The organism is Arthrobacter sp. 05L45_2, assembly GCF_056397525.1.
On sequence record NZ_JBFTNO010000084.1, the window covers coordinates 1 to 19,977 of the forward strand.

The following is a 19,977-nucleotide window of genomic DNA, read 5'->3' on the forward strand; positions in this document are numbered from 1 at the left end:
CGCTGGGGCTGTTGCTGGACGTCCTGGCCCACGGCGCCCTGCTGTTCGGCCTGCTGACGGTGCTCGGCGCCGCGGCACCCCGGCTGGACAGCGCCGCCACAGGAGCCATTGTCACGTCGATCGTGGTCTTCTGCTTTGTGGTGCTGCCAGTCACCGTGGAGACCCTTAGCCGCGGCCTGTCGCTGGGCAAGCTGGCCACGGGGCTGCGGATCGTACGGGACGACGGCGGTTCCATCCGGTTCCGGCATGCCCTGATCCGCGGGCTGATCGGGTTCCTGGAGATCTATGCCACGGTCGGCGGCCTGGCGGTCGCCGTCGCGCTCTTCAACGGCCGGTCCAAGCGGCTGGGTGATTTCGTGGCCGGAACGTATGCGCTGCGGCGCCGGGTCCGCGCCGAGGCGCCGGTCCTGCACGGTGTGCCGTTCCAGCTCCAGCCGTGGGCGTCACTGGCCGATATTGGCCGGATTCCGGATGCGGCCGCGCGCCGCGCGTCCCTTTTCATCCGCCAGGCCGGCCGGATGTCGCCCGCATCCCGGATGGCGATGGCGCAATCCCTGGCCACCGAGTTGGCCACGCACGTCGCTCCCCCGCCGCCGCCGGGCACCGGGCCCGAGGAGTATCTGACGGCGGTCCTTGGCGAGCGGAGCCGGCGCGAACTGGACCGCCTGCGCCTCACCGGGGAGCGGAACGCCCGGCTCGGTGCCCGGCTGGGCCGGCTGCCGTACCAGCGCGTTCGCTAGCCGCCTCGGCCTTAGCGTTTGGCGTACTGCGCCCAGGGGATGTTCCAGTCGCCGAAGCCTTCGAGCGGTTCCACGGGCGCAGCCCCCGTGTTCAGGGTCTGCACAACGTCGCCGGTCTTCATGTTGGTGAAGAACCACGCCGCGTCGGCCGGTAGCAGGCCCACGCAGCCGTGCGAGACGTTGGCCCGGCCCACTGCGCCCCACGCGGATTCGAGGGCCTGGTGGACGTAGACGCCCGACGTCGTCAGCCGGTTCGCGTACTCCACGGTCAGCGGCGGGTAGTAACCCTTGTCGCCGGGTTTGAGCCCGATGCTCCCGGCGTTGAACTTGGAGCGGCGCTCCTGTTCCATAATGACCGCGTAGCCGGAGGGCGAGAGCCAGTCCTTGTCGCCGAGGGTGACCGGCGCCGTCCGGACCAGCCGGCCGTCGAAATAGACCTTCATGGTTTTGGTGATGTCGTCCACGACGGCGAGGCGCTGCTGGCCCACGGCGAAGGAGACTGGCACGTTGGAGTTGCCGACCATGCCGTTGCCGAAGTCCACGCCAAACAGCTTCAGATCCACGGTGATCCTGCTGTTGGCGGCCCAGAAGTTTTGTGGCCGGAGCCGGGCACGCCGGTCCGAGTACCAACGCCAGGCCACCGCCTGCCGGGAGGAGACCGTGACTTTGACGGCTTTCTCCACTGCGGCTTTGTTCAGGACGGGCTCACTGAAAACGATCTCGATCGGCTGGCCGGCGCCGATGGTGCTGCCGTTGGCCGGGTAGACGGCGGCGTCAGCCTCGTTGGCGGTGGCGACCGTGGCGAAGGTCTGGTTCTTGTGCGTTTCCCGGCCGGCGGCGTCGACGATCGTGTAGCTGTACCGGTAGCGGGTGTCGAATTCCAGCGGTTCGCCGGCGGTCCAGGTGGAACCGTCGGCGCTGGTGGTCCCGGGCACGGGGGTACCGCCGGTTTCGGACTGCAGCACCACACCTTTGACCGTCCCGTTGACGGCCTTCACCGACGGCAGCGCGGCCGGGTTGACGTCCGCGGCCCCGTCGAGCGGCGTGACCCCAAGTTCGACGGGCGTCACCACGGGGGCGGCCAGGCCGGAGACGTTGCGCATCGGCGAGGCTGCCTCCGAGGGCAGCTCGGCGTCCGCCCAGACCGGGACCGCGGCGACGCCGGTCCCGCCGGCTCCGATGGCCAGGCAGATCGCGGCGACCGCCAGCATCTTGCCGCGGCTTCGCGAGCCCGCGCGTGTTTTCTTCATTCGTGCATCCCCCACTGCATACCCCCGGATTCAGGCCTAGTTCGCGTAGTTAGTCCACGGAATGTTCCAGTCGCCGAAGCCGTCGGTGTGGGCGGCGTAGTCGCCGTCGGTGTTGACCACCTGCACGACGTCGCCGGTGGTCATGTTGTCGAAGACCCATTTGGCCGCGGCCGGGCCGAGGCCGACGCAGCCGTGGGAGAGGTTCACCTTGCCGAGGTAGGGCATGGCCGAGTCCGTGGCCTGGTGGATGAACTCGCCGCTGGGCGTCAGCCGGGTGGCGTAGTTGACGTCGATTTGGCCGTAGTAGGCCGGGTCGCCGGGTTTGAGCCCGATGGTGCGGGCGTCCATGTGCTCCACCCGGTACTTTTCCATCAGCACGAGGTAGCCGCGGGCGGACGGGAAGCGGGTGTCGCCGAGGGTGGCCGGCCACCGGCCGACCTGCCGGCCGTTGATCGAGGCCGTGAAGGTGTGGGCCTTGGCGTCGGCCACCGCGACCCTCTTGTCGCCGATGTGGACGGTCACCTTCTTGTTGAAGTTGCCCACCTGGCCCTTGCCGAGGTTGACGCCGAAGAGTTTGATGTCCATGGTGACGGTGCTGTTGGCGGCCCAGAACGCCTTCGGCCGGTACCGGACCATGGTGTTGCTGTACCAGTGGAAGTCACCCACCTGGCCGGAGGTGGAGCTAATCCTGATCGCCTTTTCGACGGCGGCACGGTTCAGGACCGGTTCGCTGAACGTCAGCTGCAGCGGCTGCGCGACGCCTACCTTCATGCCGTCCAGCGGGTAGATGGCGGCGTCGGCCTCGTTGGCGGTGGTCACCGTCGTGAAGCTGCGGGTGGTGTTGGTGCTCCGTCCGGCGCCGTCGGTCACGGAGTAGCTGTAGGTGTAGCGGGTGTTGAATTCCAGCGGACCGGCGGCGGACCAGCTCGAACCGTCTGCGCTGATTGCGCCGTCCACGGACTGGCCGGTCTCGCTGGTCAGGGCGGCGCGCTCAATGCGGCCGTTGCCGACTTTGAGGGTGACGGGCGCGGCCGGGTTGACCTGCACCGCGGCGTTGGCGGGGGCAGCGGTGAGCTCGAGCGGGGGCACCACGGGGAATGCCAGGCCCTGGGTGGATCGCTCCGGCGAGGCGGCTTCGGAGGCAAAGGAGGCGTGGGCCAGCGGTCCGGCCGCGGCGAACACGCCGCCGCCTGCGGCGAGGGCGCACACAGCTGCCAGCACGGCCACTTTCCGGYCGGTACTCCAGCTTTTTGGGGCGATCACTATACTCGGGTCCTTCCAGACGTTACATGCAAAGCATAAGTGAATTTCCGGGGCGGCCCGCCGTCACGCGCGCCACGATACGGTCACAAAAAAGGGCCCCGGACGGCGAGTCCGGAGCCCTTTCCTATGGTGCGCTGGCCGTCCTAGTAGCGGTAGTGCTCCGGCTTGAACGGTCCGGCGACGTCGAGGTCGAGGTAGGCGGCCTGTTCCTTGGTCAGTTCGGTCAGTTCCGCGCCGAGGGCGTCCAGGTGCAGGCGTGCGACCTTCTCGTCGAGGATCTTCGGCAGCACGTAGACCTGCTTTTCGTACTCGCGCTCACCCTCCGGCTGGCCGGCCTTGGTGAAGAGTTCGATCTGCGCGATGGTCTGGTTGGCGAAGGAGTTGCTCATCACGAACGAGGGGTGGCCGGTGGCGTTGCCCAGGTTCAGGAGGYGCCCCTCGGACAGGACGATGATGGAGTGGCTGTCCTGGCCGGTCGCGGCGTCGGCCTCGAAGACCCATTCGTGCACCTGGGGCTTGATTTCGACCTTCTTGATGCCCGGGATCCGGCCCAGTCCGGCCATGTCGATCTCGTTGTCGAAGTGGCCGATGTTGCCCACAATCGCCTTGTCACGCATGCCGGCCATGTGCTCGGCCATGATGACGTCCTTGTTGCCCGTGGTGGTGATGAAGATGTGGCCTTCGGCCAGCACGCTCTCCAGGGTCGCCACCTGGTAGCCGTCCATCGCCGCCTGCAGCGCGCAGATGGGGTCGATTTCGGTGACGATCACGCGCGATCCCTGGCCGCGGAACGCCTCCGCGGCGCCCTTGCCGACGTCGCCGTAGCCGCAGACGACGGCGACCTTGCCGCCCATAAGGACGTCCGTGGCGCGGTTGATGCCGTCCGGCAGGGAGTGGCGGATGCCGTACTTGTTGTCGAACTTGCTCTTGGTGACGGAGTCGTTGACGTTGATCGCCGGGAACAGGAGCTTGCCCTGCTCGGCGAGCTGGTAGAGGCGGTGCACACCGGTGGTGGTTTCCTCGGTGACGCCCAGCAGGCGTGAGCCGATCCGGGTCCACTTCTGCGGGTCCTTCTGCAGCGAGGCGCGCAGCACGTCAAGGAATACACGGCCCTCTTCGGACTCGTCGTCCGCGGTGGCCGGGACGGCGCCGAGGGCTTCGAATTCGGCACCCTTGTGCACCAGCATGGTGGCGTCGCCGCCGTCGTCGAGGATCATGTTGGGGCCCAGGTCCGGGTTGCCGTCGGCGCCCGGCCAGGTCAGGATCTGCTCGGCGGTCCACCAGTATTCCTCGAGAGTTTCGCCCTTCCAAGCGAACACCGGGACGCCCTGGGGGTCCTCGACGGTGCCGGGGCCGACGACGACGGCGGCCGCGGCCTCGTTCTGGGTGGAGAAGATGTTGCAGGATGCCCAGCGGACCTCGGCGCCCAGGGCGGTGAGGGTCTCGATGAGCACGGCCGTCTGGACGGTCATGTGCAGGGAGCCGGCGATCCGGGCGCCCTTGAGCGGCTGGCTGGCGCCGAATTCCTCGCGCAGGGACATCAGGCCCGGCATCTCGTGCTCGGCGAGCCGGATCTGGTGGCGGCCTGCCTCGGCCAGGGAAATGTCGGCGATTTTATAGTCGAACGTCATGGGGTTCCTTTGTGGTAGCCGGAATGTAGCTGAAGGGACTGGAAGTGGTTCGGCGCCGCAGCGCCCGGCGATGGGCCCGCGGCGGAAACTACTCTGCGGCGTGCCGGGGTGCGCCCTCGCGCCGGCCGCCGTCGGGCTGGCCGCCGTCGTGCTGATCCGACGGCGCCGCGGTGGCCGCAGCCAGCAGTTCCGGCGGGAGCAGCAGCGGGATGCCGTCCTCGATCGCGTAACGCGGCGTCACGCCGTCGGCGGCAGGGGATGTGGCGACGAGCTCGTCACCCTCCTGGACCAGCGCCGATCCCGTCACCGGGCAACGCAGGACAGACAGCAGTTCGGGACTGATCTTTGGCATGGTGAGGGCTCCCTGGGGGCGGCGCCGCTGGCGCCGGTGGCGTACGGAAATATCTGTTCCCAGCCTACCGCCATGTCCGCGGTTCAGGAGGGTTCGCGCAGGACGCGCAGGTGTCCCCGGCGGGTTCCCTCGGCAGCGGCGGGGGCCTCAAGCGCCGGATGCGCGGCACGCTGGCCCTGGCCCGGTTCGGGCGCTGCGGGCCGTGCGGCGGCTTCCCGAACGGCATGCGCGAGGGCCAGCAAGTCATCGGGTCCGGGGCCGGCCGGCGTGGCGGGCATGGCCAGGCGCAGGACTTCCCAGCCCCGCGGCACTGTCAGGGTCCCGGCATGTTGTTCGCAGAGGTCGTAGCAGTGCGGTTCGGCGTAGGTCGCCAGGGGGCCGAGGACGGCCGTGGAATCGGCGTAGACGTACGTCAAGGTTGCCACCGCCGAATTGCGGCAGGCTGACCTTGAACATTGACGAATTGCACCCACGACATCACAGACTACTCCCCCGCGGCCCTGCCCGGGCGCATCGACGCGCGGTGCAGCCCCAGCCGGCGGCCCGACCGCTGCAACGGCAGGGCATCCGCGGGCTGCACACGCGTCGGCGGGCAGCCGGGCGGCGCGTCCGGAGGGCGCCATATCGCAGAAATCAGACGCCGGGTTTAGAGTCGAGTTATGCAGTCATCGCACCATGATTCCGGCTTTACGGTCCGGTTGGCTGACCCCGGCACCGGCGGCACCGCCCTGGGGAAGGGCTTCCGGCAACGCCGCAGGAACCGGCACGGCCGGGGCCTCCGCGGCGAGCTGATGCTTCCAACACTGCCCGGCTACCGGACACGATCGGACCGTTTTGACGACTTCGTCCTTGATTCGGCCCAGCGCCTGCACGACATCTGGGGTAAGCCGCTGGACGGTGTCCGCTTCGCAGTGGATGAGATCCCGCCAGGGCTCGAGCAGCTGGTGGCCGAGGGCACGCCGGCGCCGATGGGCGCGTATGCTCCGGCGACCGCCGAGGAAGGCCCGGTAATCACCCTGTACCGCCGGGTGGTGGAGCAGGCCTGCGGCAGCCGCGAGGAGCTCCAGGACCTGGTGCACGACGTCGTCGTGGAGCGCACGGCCGAGATGCTCGGCGTGCCGCCCGAGTCACTGGACCCGGTGTACCGGCGCCGCTACTAACGGGCCGTTTAGTACCCCAGGGTGACGGGGACCTGTTCCTGGCCTGCCGCCCCGGGCGTGACCGGGATGCTCGAAATGTCCGAGCCGCCATCCTTCTGCAGCAGCACGGCCCCGTAGGCCGCCTCCCCCGACGCTGAGACCAGGTAGCCCACGAGCGGTGCGCCGTCGACGTCTCCGGGGATCCGGACCGAGGCAGTGGTTCCGCCGGCGATGTCGGCGGAGGCCGCCGGGTGGATGGTGCCGTCGGCCGTGATCGGCGCGTAGGAGATCGCCGCCCTGCCATCCGGTGCACCGAAGACGAGGAACCGCTGGCCGGACCGCGGCACTGGGACCACGTGCTGGCTGGCGAGCCGGGCGGATGAGGGCGCCCAGGCAAAGTCAAGCGCGTCCTCGGCTTTGAGCCCGCGGGTGACCCGGGCTGCTGCGGCGAACGAGACGTCCGAGCTGGCCGAAACCGTGTAATGCCCCGCCGGAACGCCGGCGAGTGAAACCTGGGTCACGGCACCGGCTTTCGCCGTCACCACACCGCCGCCGGGCAGCGGTTTCTGGCCGTCGCGTCCGAAGAGTTTGACTTCCACGACGGCGTCCGCGGCGCCGGGCACGGTGATCTGCAGGGCGGGTGTGGCGTCGGCAAAGCCGGATTTTCCTGCGAGGTCGGCCAGCCCGGCCGGGCTTTGGATGTCGATCCCGGAGATGACCTGCCGGGTTGCCGGGGCTGTTCCGGGGGTGATGAAGTCCACGCCGCCCGGGGTCAGCCCGCGGAGGACGCTTTGCTGGACGACGGCGGCCACGGGGCCGCCGGTGCTGCGGACCCGCAGGCTCAGCTGCTCCTGTCCTGGCGCCAGGCCGGCGAGGATGATCGAGCGGGTACTGCCGGGGGCGACCAGGAGTCCGCGGCTGCCGGGGGCGTGGATGGGGCCCTTGGCGCCGAAGAGATCGATGCTGACGGTGGCGGGCGTGCCGGAGGCGTTGCTGAGGCTGAGGACGGCGGTGCGGCCGAGGGCCGTGTTGGCGCCGACCAGCCAGAGGTCGTTGGCCGGGCGCTGGCAGGCGGCTGCCGCCGTGCCCCGGAGATCGCCGTCGGTGGCCGTGTAGCTCAGGACGGCTCCGGCGGAGGGCTGCTGGTTGCCCTGCGCGTCGGCGCTGAGGACACTGGGGGCGTCGACACTGCGGTCCGGCACCACACCGGCCTTGGGCGTGGGCGCGGAGGCTGCGGGGGCAGGGCTGGGGGCCGGGGCAGCCGACGCCGACGGGACGGGTTTGGCGAGTTCCACCAGGGGGTTCCCGGTGAGCGCGGCGAGCCGGCTTCCGGGCAGGTTGCCGGTGCCGGTGCTGAGCACCATGGCGCTGACTGCCGTCCTGGCGGTGGCCGATTCGGGGCTGAATTGCGGGTCGGTGCCGACCGGTGAGCCCTGGATGAGGCGTGCCGGTCCGGGGCAGATATCAACACTGCTGCCGGCGGGGACGGCGGCTAGCGGCGGGTTCAGTTGCCGGGTGCCGGGGCCCTGCGGGGCAAGGGCGGCTGCAGCGACCAGGCCGCCGCCGGCGCCTGCGAGGACGACGGCGGAGAGTATCCCGCCGACTGTCCGCGAAACGCCGCGCAGCCGGGCGACTCCGGTCAGTCCTGACGCGGGACGCTGGGCGGTGCGGCCGCTGCGGTCCCGCTTGGTGTCGGCGGGCCCGGACAGGTCGGCCGGCTTGGCCGGCTCCGCCGGCGTGGCCGGGTTCTGGTCGTCATGCATGCTGATGTTCCTTACGCAGCGAGCCTTCGTCCCTGGAGAGCCCGGTGTTGGGTCGGCGCGCGGGCATCGGGACGGCGAGCAGGACGGTCAGGCCGATCACGATGGACTGGGCAATGCCGGTCCACAGGGCCCACGGGTTCTCGTACCGGATACTGAGCCGGCCGCCCTGGGCGGGGAGGGTGAAGGCCTGGGCCCAGTCGGAGGTGGTGGAGGTCAGGCGCTTGCCATCCAGCCAGGCGCTCCAGCCCGGGTCGGCGCGGTCGGCCAAGACCACCAGACGGCCCTCCGGTCCGGACGGAACGGTGGCGTCGGAGGCGACGGCGCCGGCCGGCAGGAGCCCCACCGTGGTACCGGCGCGGTTGATGATCCGGACCCGGTGGGCGACGTCGGCGGCCTTGGTTGCCTTGCCGTCCAGGGGGCTGATCCGCCAGAGCCAGCCGGAATCGGTCTGGCCCACGGCGACGAGTCCGGGGACGGCGTCCATCCGGCTCGCGGTCAGCTCTGCGGAGGTGTCGCTGGCTTCCAGCACCACAAAACCGACGCCGAGCTGTTCGAGCTTGCGGCGCGGGTCGACGCCCTGGCCGGCGGCGATCGTGGCGACGACGCTGCGGATCGAGGCCGCAACGGCGTCGTCCTCGCGGACCGTTTCCTCTCCCGGTGCGCCGATGACAGGACGGGCGGAGGCGATTGTGGAGAGGTCATCCAGCCGTGTGCCGGCCCCCCGCATCAGGGCGGCCGCGAAGGTGCCGTTTTCCTGCGCGGAGATGACCAGGGTCCGGGTCTGCTCCGGCCCCTCGCCACGATCAATGGCCGTCGCCGGGAGGGTGCGGGCCTTGCCCGCCTGCACCAGCCGGCGGGAGCCGAGCGCGGCGCTGGCGTCCGGATCGGTGCCGGTGCCCGCAGTGGCACCGGCAATGCTGCCGGCGTCGGCGGTGTCCGCTGTGGTGCCGGCGGCGGGGTCCCCGCCGGCTGCCGTGGCGAGGGCCGGCGGGTCGGACTGCAGCACGTTGTGCGCCGCCCACGCGGCCAGGCCCGCCAGCGGGGCGGCGAGCAGGAGCGCGGTGGCCGCGATGGCGGTGCCGCGGATCAGGATGGTGCGGGCCAGGGCGGCGTCGCCGGTGCCGTCCGCGGCGTCGAGCAGGGCTTCGGCGCCGAGCAGCGCCGCGCCCAGCAGCGCAAAGACCGCTGCGGAGACGGTGGGCCCGGTAAAGGGGGTGACGAGGACGTCGGCGCTGGCGCCTGTGGCAACGTGCCCGGCCAGCCAGCCGCCGGCCAGCATCACCAGGGCGCCTGCCCAGAGGCTGCGGGCAAGCCGCGGCCGCCGGCTGGTGCCGTGCCGGCCGGGAAGGAAGAGGGCGGCGAGGGCCAGGAGCAGGACAGGCAGTCCCAGCAGCAGTGCCAGCAGGAGCGCCCATGGGACGGGCCCGGGGCCGAAGGCCGCCAGACCGGCGAGTCCGGCGCCGGACTCAAAGCGCAGCGGCTGTCCCAGTGCCTGCTGCCAGAGTGGCGCCGCGTCGAAGCCGAGCGGCAGGCCGGGATCGGCCAGCAGCGCGCGCGGCCGGTCGACGGCCGAGATGGCGAAGGGAAGGAACAGGGCGAGGCTGGGCAGTAGGGACCACCAGATGGTGCGTCCGCGGCGCCGCAGCAGTACACCGCACAGCGTCACAACGACGACGGCGGGGAGGAGCAGCGATGGCGCCGCGGCGGTGACCACGGCCAGTGCCAGGCCCGCGGCCGCAGCCGCGGTCCAGGACGGGGTGCCGTTGATACCGGGTTTGGCGGGCGGGGCCTCGGTGAAGCGCCGCTCCCCCGGGGCCGGAACGGCAAAACGTCCGCGGCCGGGAGCGGACCCGGTGGCGCGCAGCAGGGCCAGGACCAGGAGGGGCATCATCACATGGGCCACCAGCGCACCCAGGCGCCCCTGGTTGAGGGCGACCTGAAGGGCGGGGGCGCCGGCCCAGACGAGGGCTGCGGCGAGGCGCAGACGGCGGCGGGCGGTCAGGGCGCCGGCGGCGAACCAGGCCCCCAGCGCGGACAACGGCATCGCCAGGAGCAGCAGCCACGCCACGGCGCCGCTGGCATTGCCGCCGCCAAGTACGCCGAGCACCCACAGGACGTAGCCAAAGGGGTCACCGTGGCCGGGCAGCCCGGCGCCGAGGGCGATCCACCAGCTCGAGGCGTGGTTCCAGATCTCGTCCAGGCGGGCTGAGACGGGAATCAGGGCGCCGCCGGTCACGGCTTCGGCCCGGAAAAGGCTCAGGAGGCCGACGAGTGAGGCCGCCGCGGTGACCAGCAGGGCCAGCAGGGCGCCGTTGCCCACCCAGCCGCGTTCGGTGGTGCCGAGGGCCGCGAAGTCGTCCGCGGAGTCACCGCTGGGCTGCTCGCCCAGCGCGTCGTGCCGGGCGGAGTCGCTGGAATCATCGGACCCCAGGGCCTCCATGAGTGAGCGGCGGTGGGCCCAGACCTCGCGCCGGGGTGTCTGCAGGCCCTTGATGACGGACCGGCGGATGYGCCGGGTGCGGGCGGCGTTGCGGCGGCCGCGGAACACCGCGGCGGGCCGGGCCAGTGCACCCAGGGTTGCCAGGAGTTGCGAGAATCCGTGGCCGGGGTCCTTGACGGCGATGCTGAGGACAAGCTTGAAGAGACTGCCAAAGAGGGCGCCGACGGCGTGCAGCGGGACCTTCCATGCGGGGGCGTGCTTGAGCCGCAGGTGGACCTGAGCCTTGCGGGCCGCCGTCGCGTTCCCCAGGGCCTGCGGCCGGTGCGATACGTGGAACATCCGGGCGCTCGGTACCACCACCACCCGGTGGCCGGCGAGCCGGTTGCGCCAGCAGAAGTCGACGTCGTCGCCGCTGCCGGGCAGGGCCGGGTCGAAGCCGCGGAGGTCTTCCCAGACGTCACGGCGGACCAGCATGCCCGCCGAGTTGACGGCGAAGGTGTCGCTGCGGCCGTCGTACTGGCCCTGGTCGAGCTCGTCGGCTTCGATCAGGGTGAGGCGTTCGGCCCAGCGGCTGGTGGAAAGTCCGACGTCGATCAGCCGCCGTCCGGCGTGCCAGTCCAGCTGCTTGCAGCCGGCCACGGTCACAGAGGGTGCCCGTTCGACGGCGTGCAACAGTTCGGCGAGGGCCTCGGGGTCCGGCGCTGAGTCGTCGTGCAGCAGCCAGATCCACTCGGCACTGGCCGGTCCGGCGTCGCCGTGCCAAGGGGCAAGGGCCTTCAGCCCGGCCTGGACCGCGCCGCCCATGCCGCTGCGGGTCTGGTCGTAGACGGTGACGTTGGACTGTCCGAGGGCCTGCCCCAGCAGTGCGGCCGAGTGGTCTCGGGATCCGGTGTCAATGCCGATGACCGCATCCGCCGGGCGCGTTTGCCCCGCCACTGCCGCCAGGGTCCTGGGGAGATAGTCACCACCGTTGTGGGCTACCACAACGGCGGTGACCCGTACTTCCTGAAGAATTAGACTGCTCGCTTCCTAAGCCGGCGGCGTTCCCGCTCGGAGAGGCCGCCCCAGATGCCGAAGCGCTCGTCGTTGGACAAGGCGTACTCCAGGCACTGCGAGCGCACGTTGCACGCACCGCACACCTTTTTGGCGTCGCGGGTGGATCCGCCCTTTTCCGGGAAAAAGGCCTCCGGGTCGGTCTGCGCACACAGCGCGTCGAGGAAGGCCGTGGCCTGGTCCTGCAGTGAATCCTGGGTGTGTTCGTTGTACCGCTCCGCCGCATCCGGATCGGCCGGGTCTACGTACCAGTCGCTCGGCACCCCGCGTGAACGGTATTTTGCCGTCGCCTGGCCGGCGACAACTTCGTCTTCATGGATACGCGCTGCAAGCCCCATCGGCGTTCCCTCTCTGATTTTTACAGCCCTTGCCTGACCCTCGGACACTCGGTTGTGTGCCGCCTGATGCGCATGGGCTTTCGATACCTAATTACACGTGTGTAAGTATCCGGGAGTCAAGCCGCAGCGGAGATAATAATCAAGTTCCGGGGAATTGCCGGGGCACGCCACGCCCGGGAGTTTTGCGGGCTGTCCCGCGGGATGACGCGAAATTGACAGCCTACTGAGTACTTTTTGGAGGCTTTTTCGCCGTTTCGCTTGCAATTACGCCAACTTTTCCGGCCGGGCGCTCCACCGCCGCTGGCGGGTCCGCGGCCGCGGGGGTCATAGCTGTGACCGAGATCACGCCCGCGGCCCCGTGGCAAGATGATCGGATGAACATCCCTGCATTGAACCTCATGGCAGACCTTCGTTCCGGACAGTCGACCTCACCCCGGCTGACCTGGTACGGCCCCGACGCGGAGCGGGTGGAACTTTCCGGCAGGGTCCTCGACAACTGGGTGGCCAAGACCAGCAACCTGCTGCAGGACGAGCTCGATGCCGAACCCGGCACCCGGTTGCGGCTGGACCTGCCGGCGCACTGGAAATCGGTGGTCCTCGCGCTGGCGGCATGGCAGCTTGGCATGGAGGTGGTGCTGGACGCCGCGGAGGCCGATCTGCTGGCCACCGCGGAACCCGGTCCGGCGGCCGCAGAGGGCGGGTTCGACGCCGTTGTGGCAGTGGCGCTGCCGGCCTTGGCGATGCGGTGGTCCGGCGGGTTGCCGTCCGGGGTGCTGGACTATGCCGCCGAGGTGCGCAGCCACGGGGACGTCTTTATGGCCCACGTTGACCCGGAGGCCGGCCGCAGGGCTGTCTGCGGCGCGTCCGGGACCCTTTACACCCACGCCGAACTGCTGGACGGGTTCGCCGCGTCAGCGTCCGCGCCTGCCGGGGACGGGGAACGCCTGCTGGTCCGGGCGGCGGAGGGGCTGGAGTCAGTCCTGGCGCAGGCCCTCGGGGCGTGGCAGCGCGACGGGTCCGTCGTGCTGGTCCACCCGGACGTCGCCGTGACGGACCGGCTGCTGGGCGACGAGCGCGTCAGCCGGAGCTGACGGCCGCCGGATCAGCGGTTCTCGGGTGTGCCGGACGGGTCGGCTTCGTGGACCGGTTGCCCCGGTACCTTGACGCCGGCCTGGCCGTGCTGGTGCCGTTCGATGATCTCGTGGTCGTGGGAGAACTCCGGCTCATCATCGAGTTCCTTGTTGAAGACCAGGAAGCGGTAGGCGAAGAAGCGCACCACGGTGGCGACGAGGATGCCGACCACACCGGCGAGGAACAGCATGTTCTTGTCGGTGATGCCCATGCCGTACTTGGCCAGGGCGGTGAGGCCGGTGGATATCCCGATGCCGATGCCGTTGATGAGGACGAACATAACGAACTCGCGCAGCACGTTTTCCTGCCGGCGGTGGCGGAAGGTCCAGAAACGGTTCGCGACCCAGGAGAAGATCGTGGCGACCGTGGCGCCGACAAACCGGGCCTTGGCTTCACTGTCGGACATGGCGCCGTGCATCAGGTAATACGTCAGGCCGTTGTCGATGACAAAGGCGACACCGCCGACGGCGCCGAACTTAGCGACCTCGCGCCAGAAAAGCGAGGCCAGCCCGCGCGCACGCTCTGCAAGTGTGTTAATCATGACCCTCCGTGGCCCGTAGTACCTAGCGGCCGTACGGCCAACATGCCATTTTAGCGCCGATTTTCGACGGCGCGCTTCCAGCTGGCCCTATTCCATCGGTTGCCGCCCGGCGGGACACGCCAAAAAAGACGGCTGTTGCGGCGGCCGCGGCGGCCGGGAGCCGCTTCCCGTGCGGTATTCGGTAGGCTGGGGGATGTGACTTTTCCAGTAATCGGCGTCGTTGGCGGCGGCCAGCTCGCCCGCATGATGGCCCCTGCCGCGACCGCCCTCGGCTTCGAACTGCGCGTCCTCGCCGAGAGCGGGGACGTTTCGGCGGTCGCCGCCGTGGCCCAGGCCCCGGTCGGCGACTACACCGACCTCGACCACCTGCTGGAGTTCTCCCGCGGGCTCGACGTGCTCACCTTCGACCACGAGCACGTCCCCACCGCCCACCTGCGGGCCCTGATCGATGCCGGCGTCAACGTCCATCCGGGACCCGATGCCTTGGTCAACGCCCAGGACAAGCTGGTGATGCGGGCCGCGATCGACCGGCTGGAGCTGCCCAATCCCCGCTGGTCCGCCGTGGCCGGCGTCGAAGACCTCATTACCTTCGGGGACGACGCCGGCTGGCCGGTGGTCCTCAAGACGCCGCGCGGCGGCTACGACGGCAAGGGCGTGCGGATCGTTGCGTCCGCGGCCGACGCCGCCGAATCCGCTGACTGGTTCGAGGCCATGTCCCCGCTCCTGGCCGAAGCGAAGGTGGACTTCAGCCGCGAACTCTCCGCCATGGTCGCCCGGACCCCCGACGGCGAGACCCGGGCATGGCCCGTGGTGCACACCGTCCAGGTCGACGGCGTCTGCGATGAGGTGATCGCCCCCGCACTGGAGATCCCGCTGGAGGTGGCCGCCGCCGCCGAGGACGCCGCAATCCGGATCGCCAACGAACTCGGCGTCACCGGCGTGATGGCCGTGGAAATGTTCGAAACACCCGGAGTCGGTGCGGGCTTCCTGATCAACGAACTGGCCATGCGTCCGCACAACACCGGGCACTGGACGCAGGACGGCTCGGTCACGAGCCAGTTCGAACAGCACTTGCGCGCCGTCCTGAACCTGCCGCTGGGCGCCACCGACCTGCTGGGCCCCGTTGTGGTGATGAAGAACTTCCTCGGCGGCGAGAACCAGAACCTTTTCTCCGCCTACCCGGCGGCCCTCGCCAGCGAACCGGCCGCCAAGGTCCACTGCTACGGCAAGGCCGTGCGGCCGGGCCGGAAGATCGGCCACGTCAACCTGGTCGGTACCTCGACGGCCGACGTCGATTCGGTCCGCCAGCGGGCGGGCACAGTTGCCAACATCATTCGGGACGGTCGGGCGTACAGCGGCACAGCCACCACCGCACCCGGAACCACCGAGGAGACCGCGTGAACGCCAGCACCGAAACCCCAACGCCGTCCTCCGGGCCCGCCGCCCACGGAGCGGCTCCCATCGTGGGTCTTGTGATGGGCTCGGACTCCGACTGGCCTGTGATGGAAGCCGCCGCCGAGGCCCTGGCAGAATTCGGCATTCCCTTTGAGGCAGACGTCGTCTCCGCCCACCGTATGCCCACGGAAATGATCCGTTATGGGCAGACGGCCCACGAACGCGGCCTGCGGGTCATCATCGCCGGAGCGGGCGGTGCCGCCCACCTTCCGGGCATGCTCGCCTCGGTCACACCCCTGCCCGTCATCGGGGTGCCCGTGCCGCTGAAAACCCTGGACGGGATGGACTCGCTGCTGTCGATCGTGCAGATGCCCGCCGGTGTGCCGGTGGCCACGGTCTCCATCGCGGGTGCCCGCAACGCCGGGCTCCTGGCGGTGCGGATGCTCGCCTCGGGCACCGACGGGCTGGCCGGGCGGCTGAGGTCCGAGCTGATGGACTTCGCCCAGGAGCTCAACGACGCCGCCACCCGTAAGGGCGCGAACCTGCGCAGCAAGGTAGCCGAGGTCTTCTCCGCCGAAAACTGCGTCACGCGGGGCGGCCGGTAGGTATCCCGTCCATGAGCAAAGGTTCCACCGCTGCACCGCACCAACAGCAGCCGCCCCGGGGTGCCCTGACCAACCCGGTCCGCTACCCCTCGGGTGCGGGACCGCGGGTCCTGGTCAAACGCGCCCTCCTGCTGATCGTTATGACGCTCCTGGTCCCCGGCAGCGCCCAGATCGCCGCGGGAAACCGCCGCCTGGGCCGCAACGCCCTGAAGGTCACTTTCACGGCCTGGGTGCTGCTGGCCATCGCCCTGGTCCTGCTGCTCGCCTCCCGCTCGACGCTGATCAACATCATCGCCAACGCCGCCGCCTCGCTGGTGCTGGTCATTGTGCTTGTGGCCCTGGCGGTGGGCTGGGCGGTGCTGTTCCTCAACACGCTGCGGCTGATCCGGCCGGGGCTGCTGGAACCGCGTCCTAGGGCCGCCGTCGTGGTCGCCCTGGTCCTGGCGATGGTGCTCAGCAGCGGCAGCCTGGGCTACGCGGCGTACCTGCTGAACGTCGGGCGCGACGCGATCGGCACGATTTTCGCCAACGGGCCGGCTATGGAGCCGTCCGAGGGCCGCTACAACTTCCTGATGATGGGCGGAGACGCCGGCGCGGACCGCACGGGCCGCCGCCCTGACAGCCTGTCCGTGATCAGCGTGGACGCCAAGACGGGCAAGTCCGCCATCATTTCCATCCCCCGCAACCTCCAGAACGCCCAGTTCACCGCCGACTCCCCCATGCGCAAGATCTACCCGGACGGCTACAACTGCGGCGACGAGTGCCTCATCAACGCCATCAACACCGAGGTCACCAACAAGTACAAGAAGCTCTACCCCGGGGTGGAGGATCCGGGCGCACAGGCCACCCTGGAGGCCGTCTCCGGCACCCTCGGCATCAAGGTCCAGGCCTACGTCCTCGTGGACATGGACGGCTTCGCCAAACTTATCGACGCCATGGGCGGCATCCGCATCAAGGCCGGCGGCTGGGTGCCGATCAGCGGGCCCACCACTGACGAGGCCCACGGCATCCACGGTATGCCGCTGGGCTGGATCCCGGCAGGCGATAACAAGCTGGACGGGTTTCATGCCCTCTGGTACGGCCGCTCCCGCGAATTCGTGGACGACTACGCACGGATCGCCCGCCAGCAGTGTGTCCAGCAGGCCATGCTCAAACAGCTGGACCCGGCAACGCTCCTGGCGAAGTTCGAGGACATCGTCAAGGCCGGCACGAAGGTGGTCGACTCCAACATTTCCTCGAGCCAACTGGGCAGCTTCGTCGACCTTGCCATGAAGTCCAAGGGCCAGCCCGTGAGCCGGCTGACCATCGGACCACCGGACTTCGACGCTTCCTTCTCCACCGTCCCGGACTTCAACAAGATCCACCAGGCCGTGGACAAACTTCTCGCGCCGGCCCCTGCCCAGGGCGCGGCCGACGATTCCCTCCGGCAGCCGGACGCGCTGCCCGGTCAGCTCTCCGCAGCCGGCGCGCTGCCGGGCACCTCGCCCGCACCGTCGCCGACGTCGTCCGACTTCACGCCGGTGACCACCACGCCCGAGGGCGTGCCGATCACCGAAAAGATGCTCAACGACTTCAAGCGCAACGGGGACGAGCAGTCCATCCGCAACCTGGTCGCCACCAACGGCCAGTGCGCCCCGCTCTAGGGCGTCCCGCAGCATCCCGCCCGTCCCGCCGGCTCCCGCCACACCCTCCGCGAGCAGATAGGTATTCCGTGTACGAACTTGAGAACGTCCTCCGGCCCTACGCGTGGGGTTCCACCACAGCGATCGCGCGGCTGCTCGGCCGGCCCGAGTCCGGAGGCCCGGAGGCGGAGCTGTGGATCGGGGCCCACCCGGACTCCCCCTCCATGGCCCTCACCACGACGGAGGGGACGGACGCTGCGGAGGCAGTGCACGACGGCGGCCGGCGGCCGCTGGACGAGCTGATCGCCGGCGACCCGGAGCACTTCCTGGGCGGCGACAGCGTGGCCCGCTTCGGTCCGCGCCTGCCGTTCCTGCTCAAGGTCCTCGCCGCGGAGCACCCGCTGTCCCTGCAGGTGCATCCGACCCTGGAACAGGCAAAGGCCGGTTTCGACCGCGAGGAAGCTGCCGGCGTCGCCCGTRCCGCCACGGAGCGCAACTACAAGGACGACAACCACAAGCCGGAGATGATCTTCGCGCTGACGCCTTTTGAGGCACTGTGCGGGTTCCGCCCGGCGGCGGACGCCCGGGCGGTCTTCCAGCACCTGGCGGACTGCTTCGACCTGGCCGGGATTGAGGTTCCGGACCTGCTTCCCCGGCTGCTCGGGGATCTGGCGCACACGGACGAACCCGCTGCCCTCCGGTCCGCGTTTGAACGGCTCATCGCCGGCGGTGACGACGTTGCCAAGGCGACGGCCGCCGTCGTCGCCGTGCTGGTGTCCGGGGCACCCCTGGGCGCACACACGGCGGCCCTCTCCACGGTGGCCAATCTCGATGCGGAGTACCCCGGGGACCCGGGTGTCCTGATCTCGCTGCTGCTGAACCGGATCTCGCTGGCGCCGGGCGAGGCCGTGTACCTGCCGGCCGGGAACGTCCACGCGTACCTGCACGGGCTCGGGATCGAGGTGATGGCGTCCTCGGACAACGTGCTCCGCGGCGGGCTGACCCCGAAGTTCATCGATGTGCCGGAGCTGCTGAAGACCATCGCTTTCGAGGCCGTGGGTGTCCCGGAGCTCAGCGCCGAGGCCAGCATGCTGGGCCAGGAGCTCTACCGGCCGCCGTTCGAGGAATTCTCCCTGCAGCGCATTGAACTCGCGCCCGGCGCAGAGCCCGTCCCGCTGGCGCAGGCAGGGGCCGCCGTCATCATCGTGGTGTCCGGCGCGGTCCTGCTGGACTCCCCCAAGTCCGGCCTGCACCTGGAGCGCGGCGCCTCCGCGTTCCTGCCGGCCGCCGAGGCGCCGGTCAACGTGCACCCCGCCGCCGGCGCCACCGGGCCCGCCGTTGCATTTGCCGTCACGACCGGATTGAAGGCCTGACCCGTGGACTACTTCCTGCAAGGCCCCGACTGGGCCAACGTCCAGCGTGCCCTCGGCCGCACCGTACATGAACAGTCCGGAGAGGGCTGGCGGTTCCTGGCCGTCGAGGAGACCAACGCGGCCGGCAAGGTGCTCTACGCCCCGTACGGCCCGCTCGCCGAATCCCTGGCCGCGTTCGACGCCGCCCTGGCTGCGCTGACGGCGCTGGCGCGCCGCTGCGGGGCCATGGCCGTGCGGCTGGAGCCGGTGAGTGCCGGCTTTGCCACCGCCGACGCCGGCACCGTCCTGCGCAGCCGCGGCCTGCGGCCCGCGCCGGCGAACCTGCAGCCCGAGCTCAGCTGGATCGTGGACCTGGATGGTGACTTCAAGGACGTCCTGGCGGACATGAAGCCGGTCAACCGGAACCTGTACCGGAACATCCACAAGAAGGGCGTGACATTCCGGTCCAGCCACGATCCGGCGGAGATTTCCGTGCTGCTGGAGTTCCTGCACATGACGGCAGCCCGCAACGGCTTCAAGCCGCAAAGCGACGATTACCTCACCGAGGTGGCCCGCACCCTCATGCCGGCCGGCGCCGCCACCTTGTTCATTGCCGAGCTGGAGGGCACCCCGATCGCCGCGGCCCTGGCCTATGACTCCGCGGACACCCGGACCTACGCGCACGCCGCGCTCGATGACACCCACCGGAAGCTCAGCGCGGGCATTCCGCTGCTCGTGACACTGATGGCCGATGCCAAGGACAAGGGCCTGGCCCACGTGGACCTGTGGGGTGTGGCCCCGGCGGACCAGCCCGACCATAAGTGGGCCGGATTCACGGCCTTCAAGAAGTCCTTCGGCGGCCGCGAGATCGCCTACCCCGGAACGTGGGACCTGCCGGTCAACAAGCTGCGCTACAGCGCCTACCAGCTGGCCCGCGGGGCGGCACAAGCCGCGGGCAGGCTCCGGGCCAAGCTGCGCCGGTAAGGCCACGGGGGCTCCGGAGCTGCCTAGCTTCCCGCCGACCCGGCGCGTTTCTGCGCCTCGTAGGCGCTGGCCACCATGTCCTCCACCGAGTGGCGCATCTCCCAGTCCAGGTCGCGGGCGGCCAGGACGCCGTCGGCGACGATCCGGTCCGGGTCACCGGGGCGGCGGGGGCCGATCTCGGGTTCGAAGTCGATGCCGGTGACCGAGGCCATGGCCGTCATGATTTGCCGCACGGAGAGGCCGTCGCCGGAGCCGAGGTTGTAGACGCGTTCCAGCGGCCGGCCGTCGGCGAGGGCCCGGGCCGCGGCGACGTGGGACGTCGCGAGGTCGGCCACATGGACGTAATCGCGCACGCAGGTGCCGTCAGCGGTGTTGTAG

Annotated in this window: 17 protein-coding genes and 1 pseudogene; 8 read left to right on the forward strand and 10 right to left on the reverse strand. The window is 70.1% G+C overall.

Annotated elements, in window-relative coordinates; genetic code table 11:
• A partial coding sequence (locus AC1DHD_RS08535) for an RDD family protein (protein WP_476879293.1) occupies window positions 1–740 on the forward strand: 740 nt, incomplete at its 5' end.
• 11 nt (window positions 741–751) lie between these two features.
• Here AC1DHD_RS08535 and AC1DHD_RS08540 read toward each other — a convergent pair.
• The 5 genes from AC1DHD_RS08540 to AC1DHD_RS08560 form a co-directional block, all read right to left on the reverse strand.
• On the reverse strand, window positions 752–1,990 hold the full coding sequence (locus AC1DHD_RS08540) for a L,D-transpeptidase (RefSeq protein WP_476879294.1): 1,239 nt from the start codon (window positions 1,988–1,990) through the stop codon (window positions 752–754).
• A 36-nt stretch (window positions 1,991–2,026) separates the two neighbouring features.
• Window positions 2,027–3,253 (reverse strand): L,D-transpeptidase, encoded by a 1,227-nt coding sequence (locus tag AC1DHD_RS08545; RefSeq protein WP_476879295.1) that lies wholly within the window; start codon window positions 3,251–3,253, stop codon window positions 2,027–2,029.
• A 143-nt stretch (window positions 3,254–3,396) separates the two neighbouring features.
• The gene (gene ahcY / locus AC1DHD_RS08550) at window positions 3,397–4,884 is read right to left on the reverse strand and encodes an adenosylhomocysteinase (protein WP_476879296.1); all 1,488 of its coding nucleotides are present in this window, start codon (window positions 4,882–4,884) and stop codon (window positions 3,397–3,399) included.
• An 88-nt stretch (window positions 4,885–4,972) separates the two neighbouring features.
• Window positions 4,973–5,236, reverse strand: a complete 264-nt coding sequence (locus AC1DHD_RS08555; protein WP_476879297.1) for a hypothetical protein — start codon at window positions 5,234–5,236, stop codon at window positions 4,973–4,975.
• Between the two features lie 83 nt (window positions 5,237–5,319).
• The gene (locus AC1DHD_RS08560) at window positions 5,320–5,709 is read right to left on the reverse strand and encodes a DUF3499 domain-containing protein (RefSeq protein ID WP_476879298.1); all 390 of its coding nucleotides are present in this window, start codon (window positions 5,707–5,709) and stop codon (window positions 5,320–5,322) included.
• A 186-nt stretch (window positions 5,710–5,895) separates the two neighbouring features.
• On the opposite strand from AC1DHD_RS08560, the gene AC1DHD_RS08565 reads away from it, so the two are divergent.
• A complete protein-coding gene (locus AC1DHD_RS08565; RefSeq protein WP_476879299.1) occupies window positions 5,896–6,396 on the forward strand; it encodes a metallopeptidase family protein in 501 nt (166 codons plus the stop codon).
• A gap of 8 nt (window positions 6,397–6,404) precedes the next feature.
• Here AC1DHD_RS08565 and AC1DHD_RS08570 read toward each other — a convergent pair whose 3' ends face one another.
• From AC1DHD_RS08570 to AC1DHD_RS08580, 3 genes are read right to left on the reverse strand one after another with little or no spacing between them, the layout of a single operon-like run.
• Window positions 6,405–8,138, reverse strand: coding sequence for a DUF5719 family protein (locus AC1DHD_RS08570; RefSeq protein ID WP_476879300.1), 1,734 nt, complete (start codon window positions 8,136–8,138; stop codon window positions 6,405–6,407).
• Window positions 8,131–11,562 (reverse strand): glycosyltransferase, encoded by a 3,432-nt coding sequence (locus tag AC1DHD_RS08575; protein ID WP_476879301.1) that lies wholly within the window; start codon window positions 11,560–11,562, stop codon window positions 8,131–8,133. The genes AC1DHD_RS08570 and AC1DHD_RS08575 overlap by 8 nt, the downstream gene beginning before the upstream one ends.
• Window positions 11,563–11,591: 29 nt before the next feature.
• Window positions 11,592–11,969 carry a WhiB family transcriptional regulator gene (locus AC1DHD_RS08580; RefSeq protein WP_476879302.1) on the reverse strand — a complete coding sequence of 126 codons (378 nt, stop codon included), beginning with the start codon at window positions 11,967–11,969 and terminating at the stop codon, window positions 11,592–11,594.
• Between the two features lie 374 nt (window positions 11,970–12,343).
• Between AC1DHD_RS08580 and AC1DHD_RS08585 the strand changes: the two genes are divergently transcribed.
• Window positions 12,344–13,060, forward strand: coding sequence for a TIGR03089 family protein (locus AC1DHD_RS08585; protein WP_476879303.1), 717 nt, complete (start codon window positions 12,344–12,346; stop codon window positions 13,058–13,060).
• Window positions 13,061–13,071: 11 nt separating this feature from the next.
• Here the strand turns inward: AC1DHD_RS08585 and AC1DHD_RS08590 are convergent, their stop codons facing one another.
• Window positions 13,072–13,641 carry a GtrA family protein gene (locus tag AC1DHD_RS08590; protein WP_476879304.1) on the reverse strand — a complete coding sequence of 190 codons (570 nt, stop codon included), beginning with the start codon at window positions 13,639–13,641 and terminating at the stop codon, window positions 13,072–13,074.
• Window positions 13,642–13,884: 243 nt separating this feature from the next.
• Here AC1DHD_RS08590 and AC1DHD_RS08595 point away from each other — a divergent pair, with 243 nt between their 5' ends.
• The 5 genes from AC1DHD_RS08595 to AC1DHD_RS08615 all read left to right on the forward strand — a co-directional run bounded on the left by AC1DHD_RS08595 (window position 13,885) and on the right by AC1DHD_RS08615 (window position 19,599).
• A complete protein-coding gene (locus AC1DHD_RS08595; protein ID WP_476879308.1) occupies window positions 13,885–15,042 on the forward strand; it encodes a 5-(carboxyamino)imidazole ribonucleotide synthase in 1,158 nt (385 codons plus the stop codon).
• 74 nt (window positions 15,043–15,116) lie between these two features.
• Complete coding sequence (gene purE, locus AC1DHD_RS08600) at window positions 15,117–15,641, forward strand: 5-(carboxyamino)imidazole ribonucleotide mutase (protein ID WP_476879309.1); 525 nt, start codon at window positions 15,117–15,119, stop codon at window positions 15,639–15,641.
• 11 nt (window positions 15,642–15,652) lie between these two features.
• Window positions 15,653–17,284, forward strand: a complete 1,632-nt coding sequence (locus tag AC1DHD_RS08605; protein WP_476879305.1) for an LCP family protein — start codon at window positions 15,653–15,655, stop codon at window positions 17,282–17,284.
• 68 nt (window positions 17,285–17,352) lie between these two features.
• Window positions 17,353–18,636, forward strand: coding sequence for a mannose-6-phosphate isomerase, class I (gene manA / locus AC1DHD_RS08610; protein WP_476879306.1), 1,284 nt, complete (start codon window positions 17,353–17,355; stop codon window positions 18,634–18,636).
• Between the two features lie 3 nt (window positions 18,637–18,639).
• The gene (locus AC1DHD_RS08615; RefSeq protein WP_476879307.1) at window positions 18,640–19,599 is read left to right on the forward strand and encodes a lipid II:glycine glycyltransferase FemX; all 960 of its coding nucleotides are present in this window, start codon (window positions 18,640–18,642) and stop codon (window positions 19,597–19,599) included.
• Window positions 19,600–19,622: 23 nt separating this feature from the next.
• Here the strand turns inward: AC1DHD_RS08615 and AC1DHD_RS08620 are convergent.
• A pseudogene (locus AC1DHD_RS08620) lies at window positions 19,623–19,977 on the reverse strand (UDP-glucose 4-epimerase GalE); the annotation flags it as partial.

Excerpts from the sequence above, each read along its gene's own strand:
- AC1DHD_RS08585 (WP_476879303.1), top strand. The coding sequence starts at position 12,344 with ATGAACATCCCTGCATTGAACCTCATGGCAGACCTTCGTTCCGGACAG.
- purE (WP_476879309.1), top strand. The coding sequence starts at position 15,117 with ATGGGCTCGGACTCCGACTGGCCTGTGATGGAAGCCGCCGCCGAGGCC.
- AC1DHD_RS08595 (WP_476879308.1), top strand. The coding sequence starts at position 13,885 with ATGATGGCCCCTGCCGCGACCGCCCTCGGCTTCGAACTGCGCGTCCTC.
- AC1DHD_RS08570 (WP_476879300.1), bottom strand. The coding sequence starts at position 8,138 with ATGCATGACGACCAGAACCCGGCCACGCCGGCGGAGCCGGCCAAGCCG.
- AC1DHD_RS08605 (WP_476879305.1), top strand. The coding sequence starts at position 15,653 with ATGAGCAAAGGTTCCACCGCTGCACCGCACCAACAGCAGCCGCCCCGG.
- AC1DHD_RS08580 (WP_476879302.1), bottom strand. The coding sequence starts at position 11,969 with ATGGGGCTTGCAGCGCGTATCCATGAAGACGAAGTTGTCGCCGGCCAG.
- AC1DHD_RS08540 (WP_476879294.1), bottom strand. The coding sequence starts at position 1,990 with ATGAAGAAAACACGCGCGGGCTCGCGAAGCCGCGGCAAGATGCTGGCG.
- AC1DHD_RS08590 (WP_476879304.1), bottom strand. The coding sequence starts at position 13,641 with ATGATTAACACACTTGCAGAGCGTGCGCGCGGGCTGGCCTCGCTTTTC.
- AC1DHD_RS08565 (WP_476879299.1), top strand. The coding sequence starts at position 5,896 with ATGCAGTCATCGCACCATGATTCCGGCTTTACGGTCCGGTTGGCTGAC.
- AC1DHD_RS08555 (WP_476879297.1), bottom strand. The coding sequence starts at position 5,236 with ATGCCAAAGATCAGTCCCGAACTGCTGTCTGTCCTGCGTTGCCCGGTG.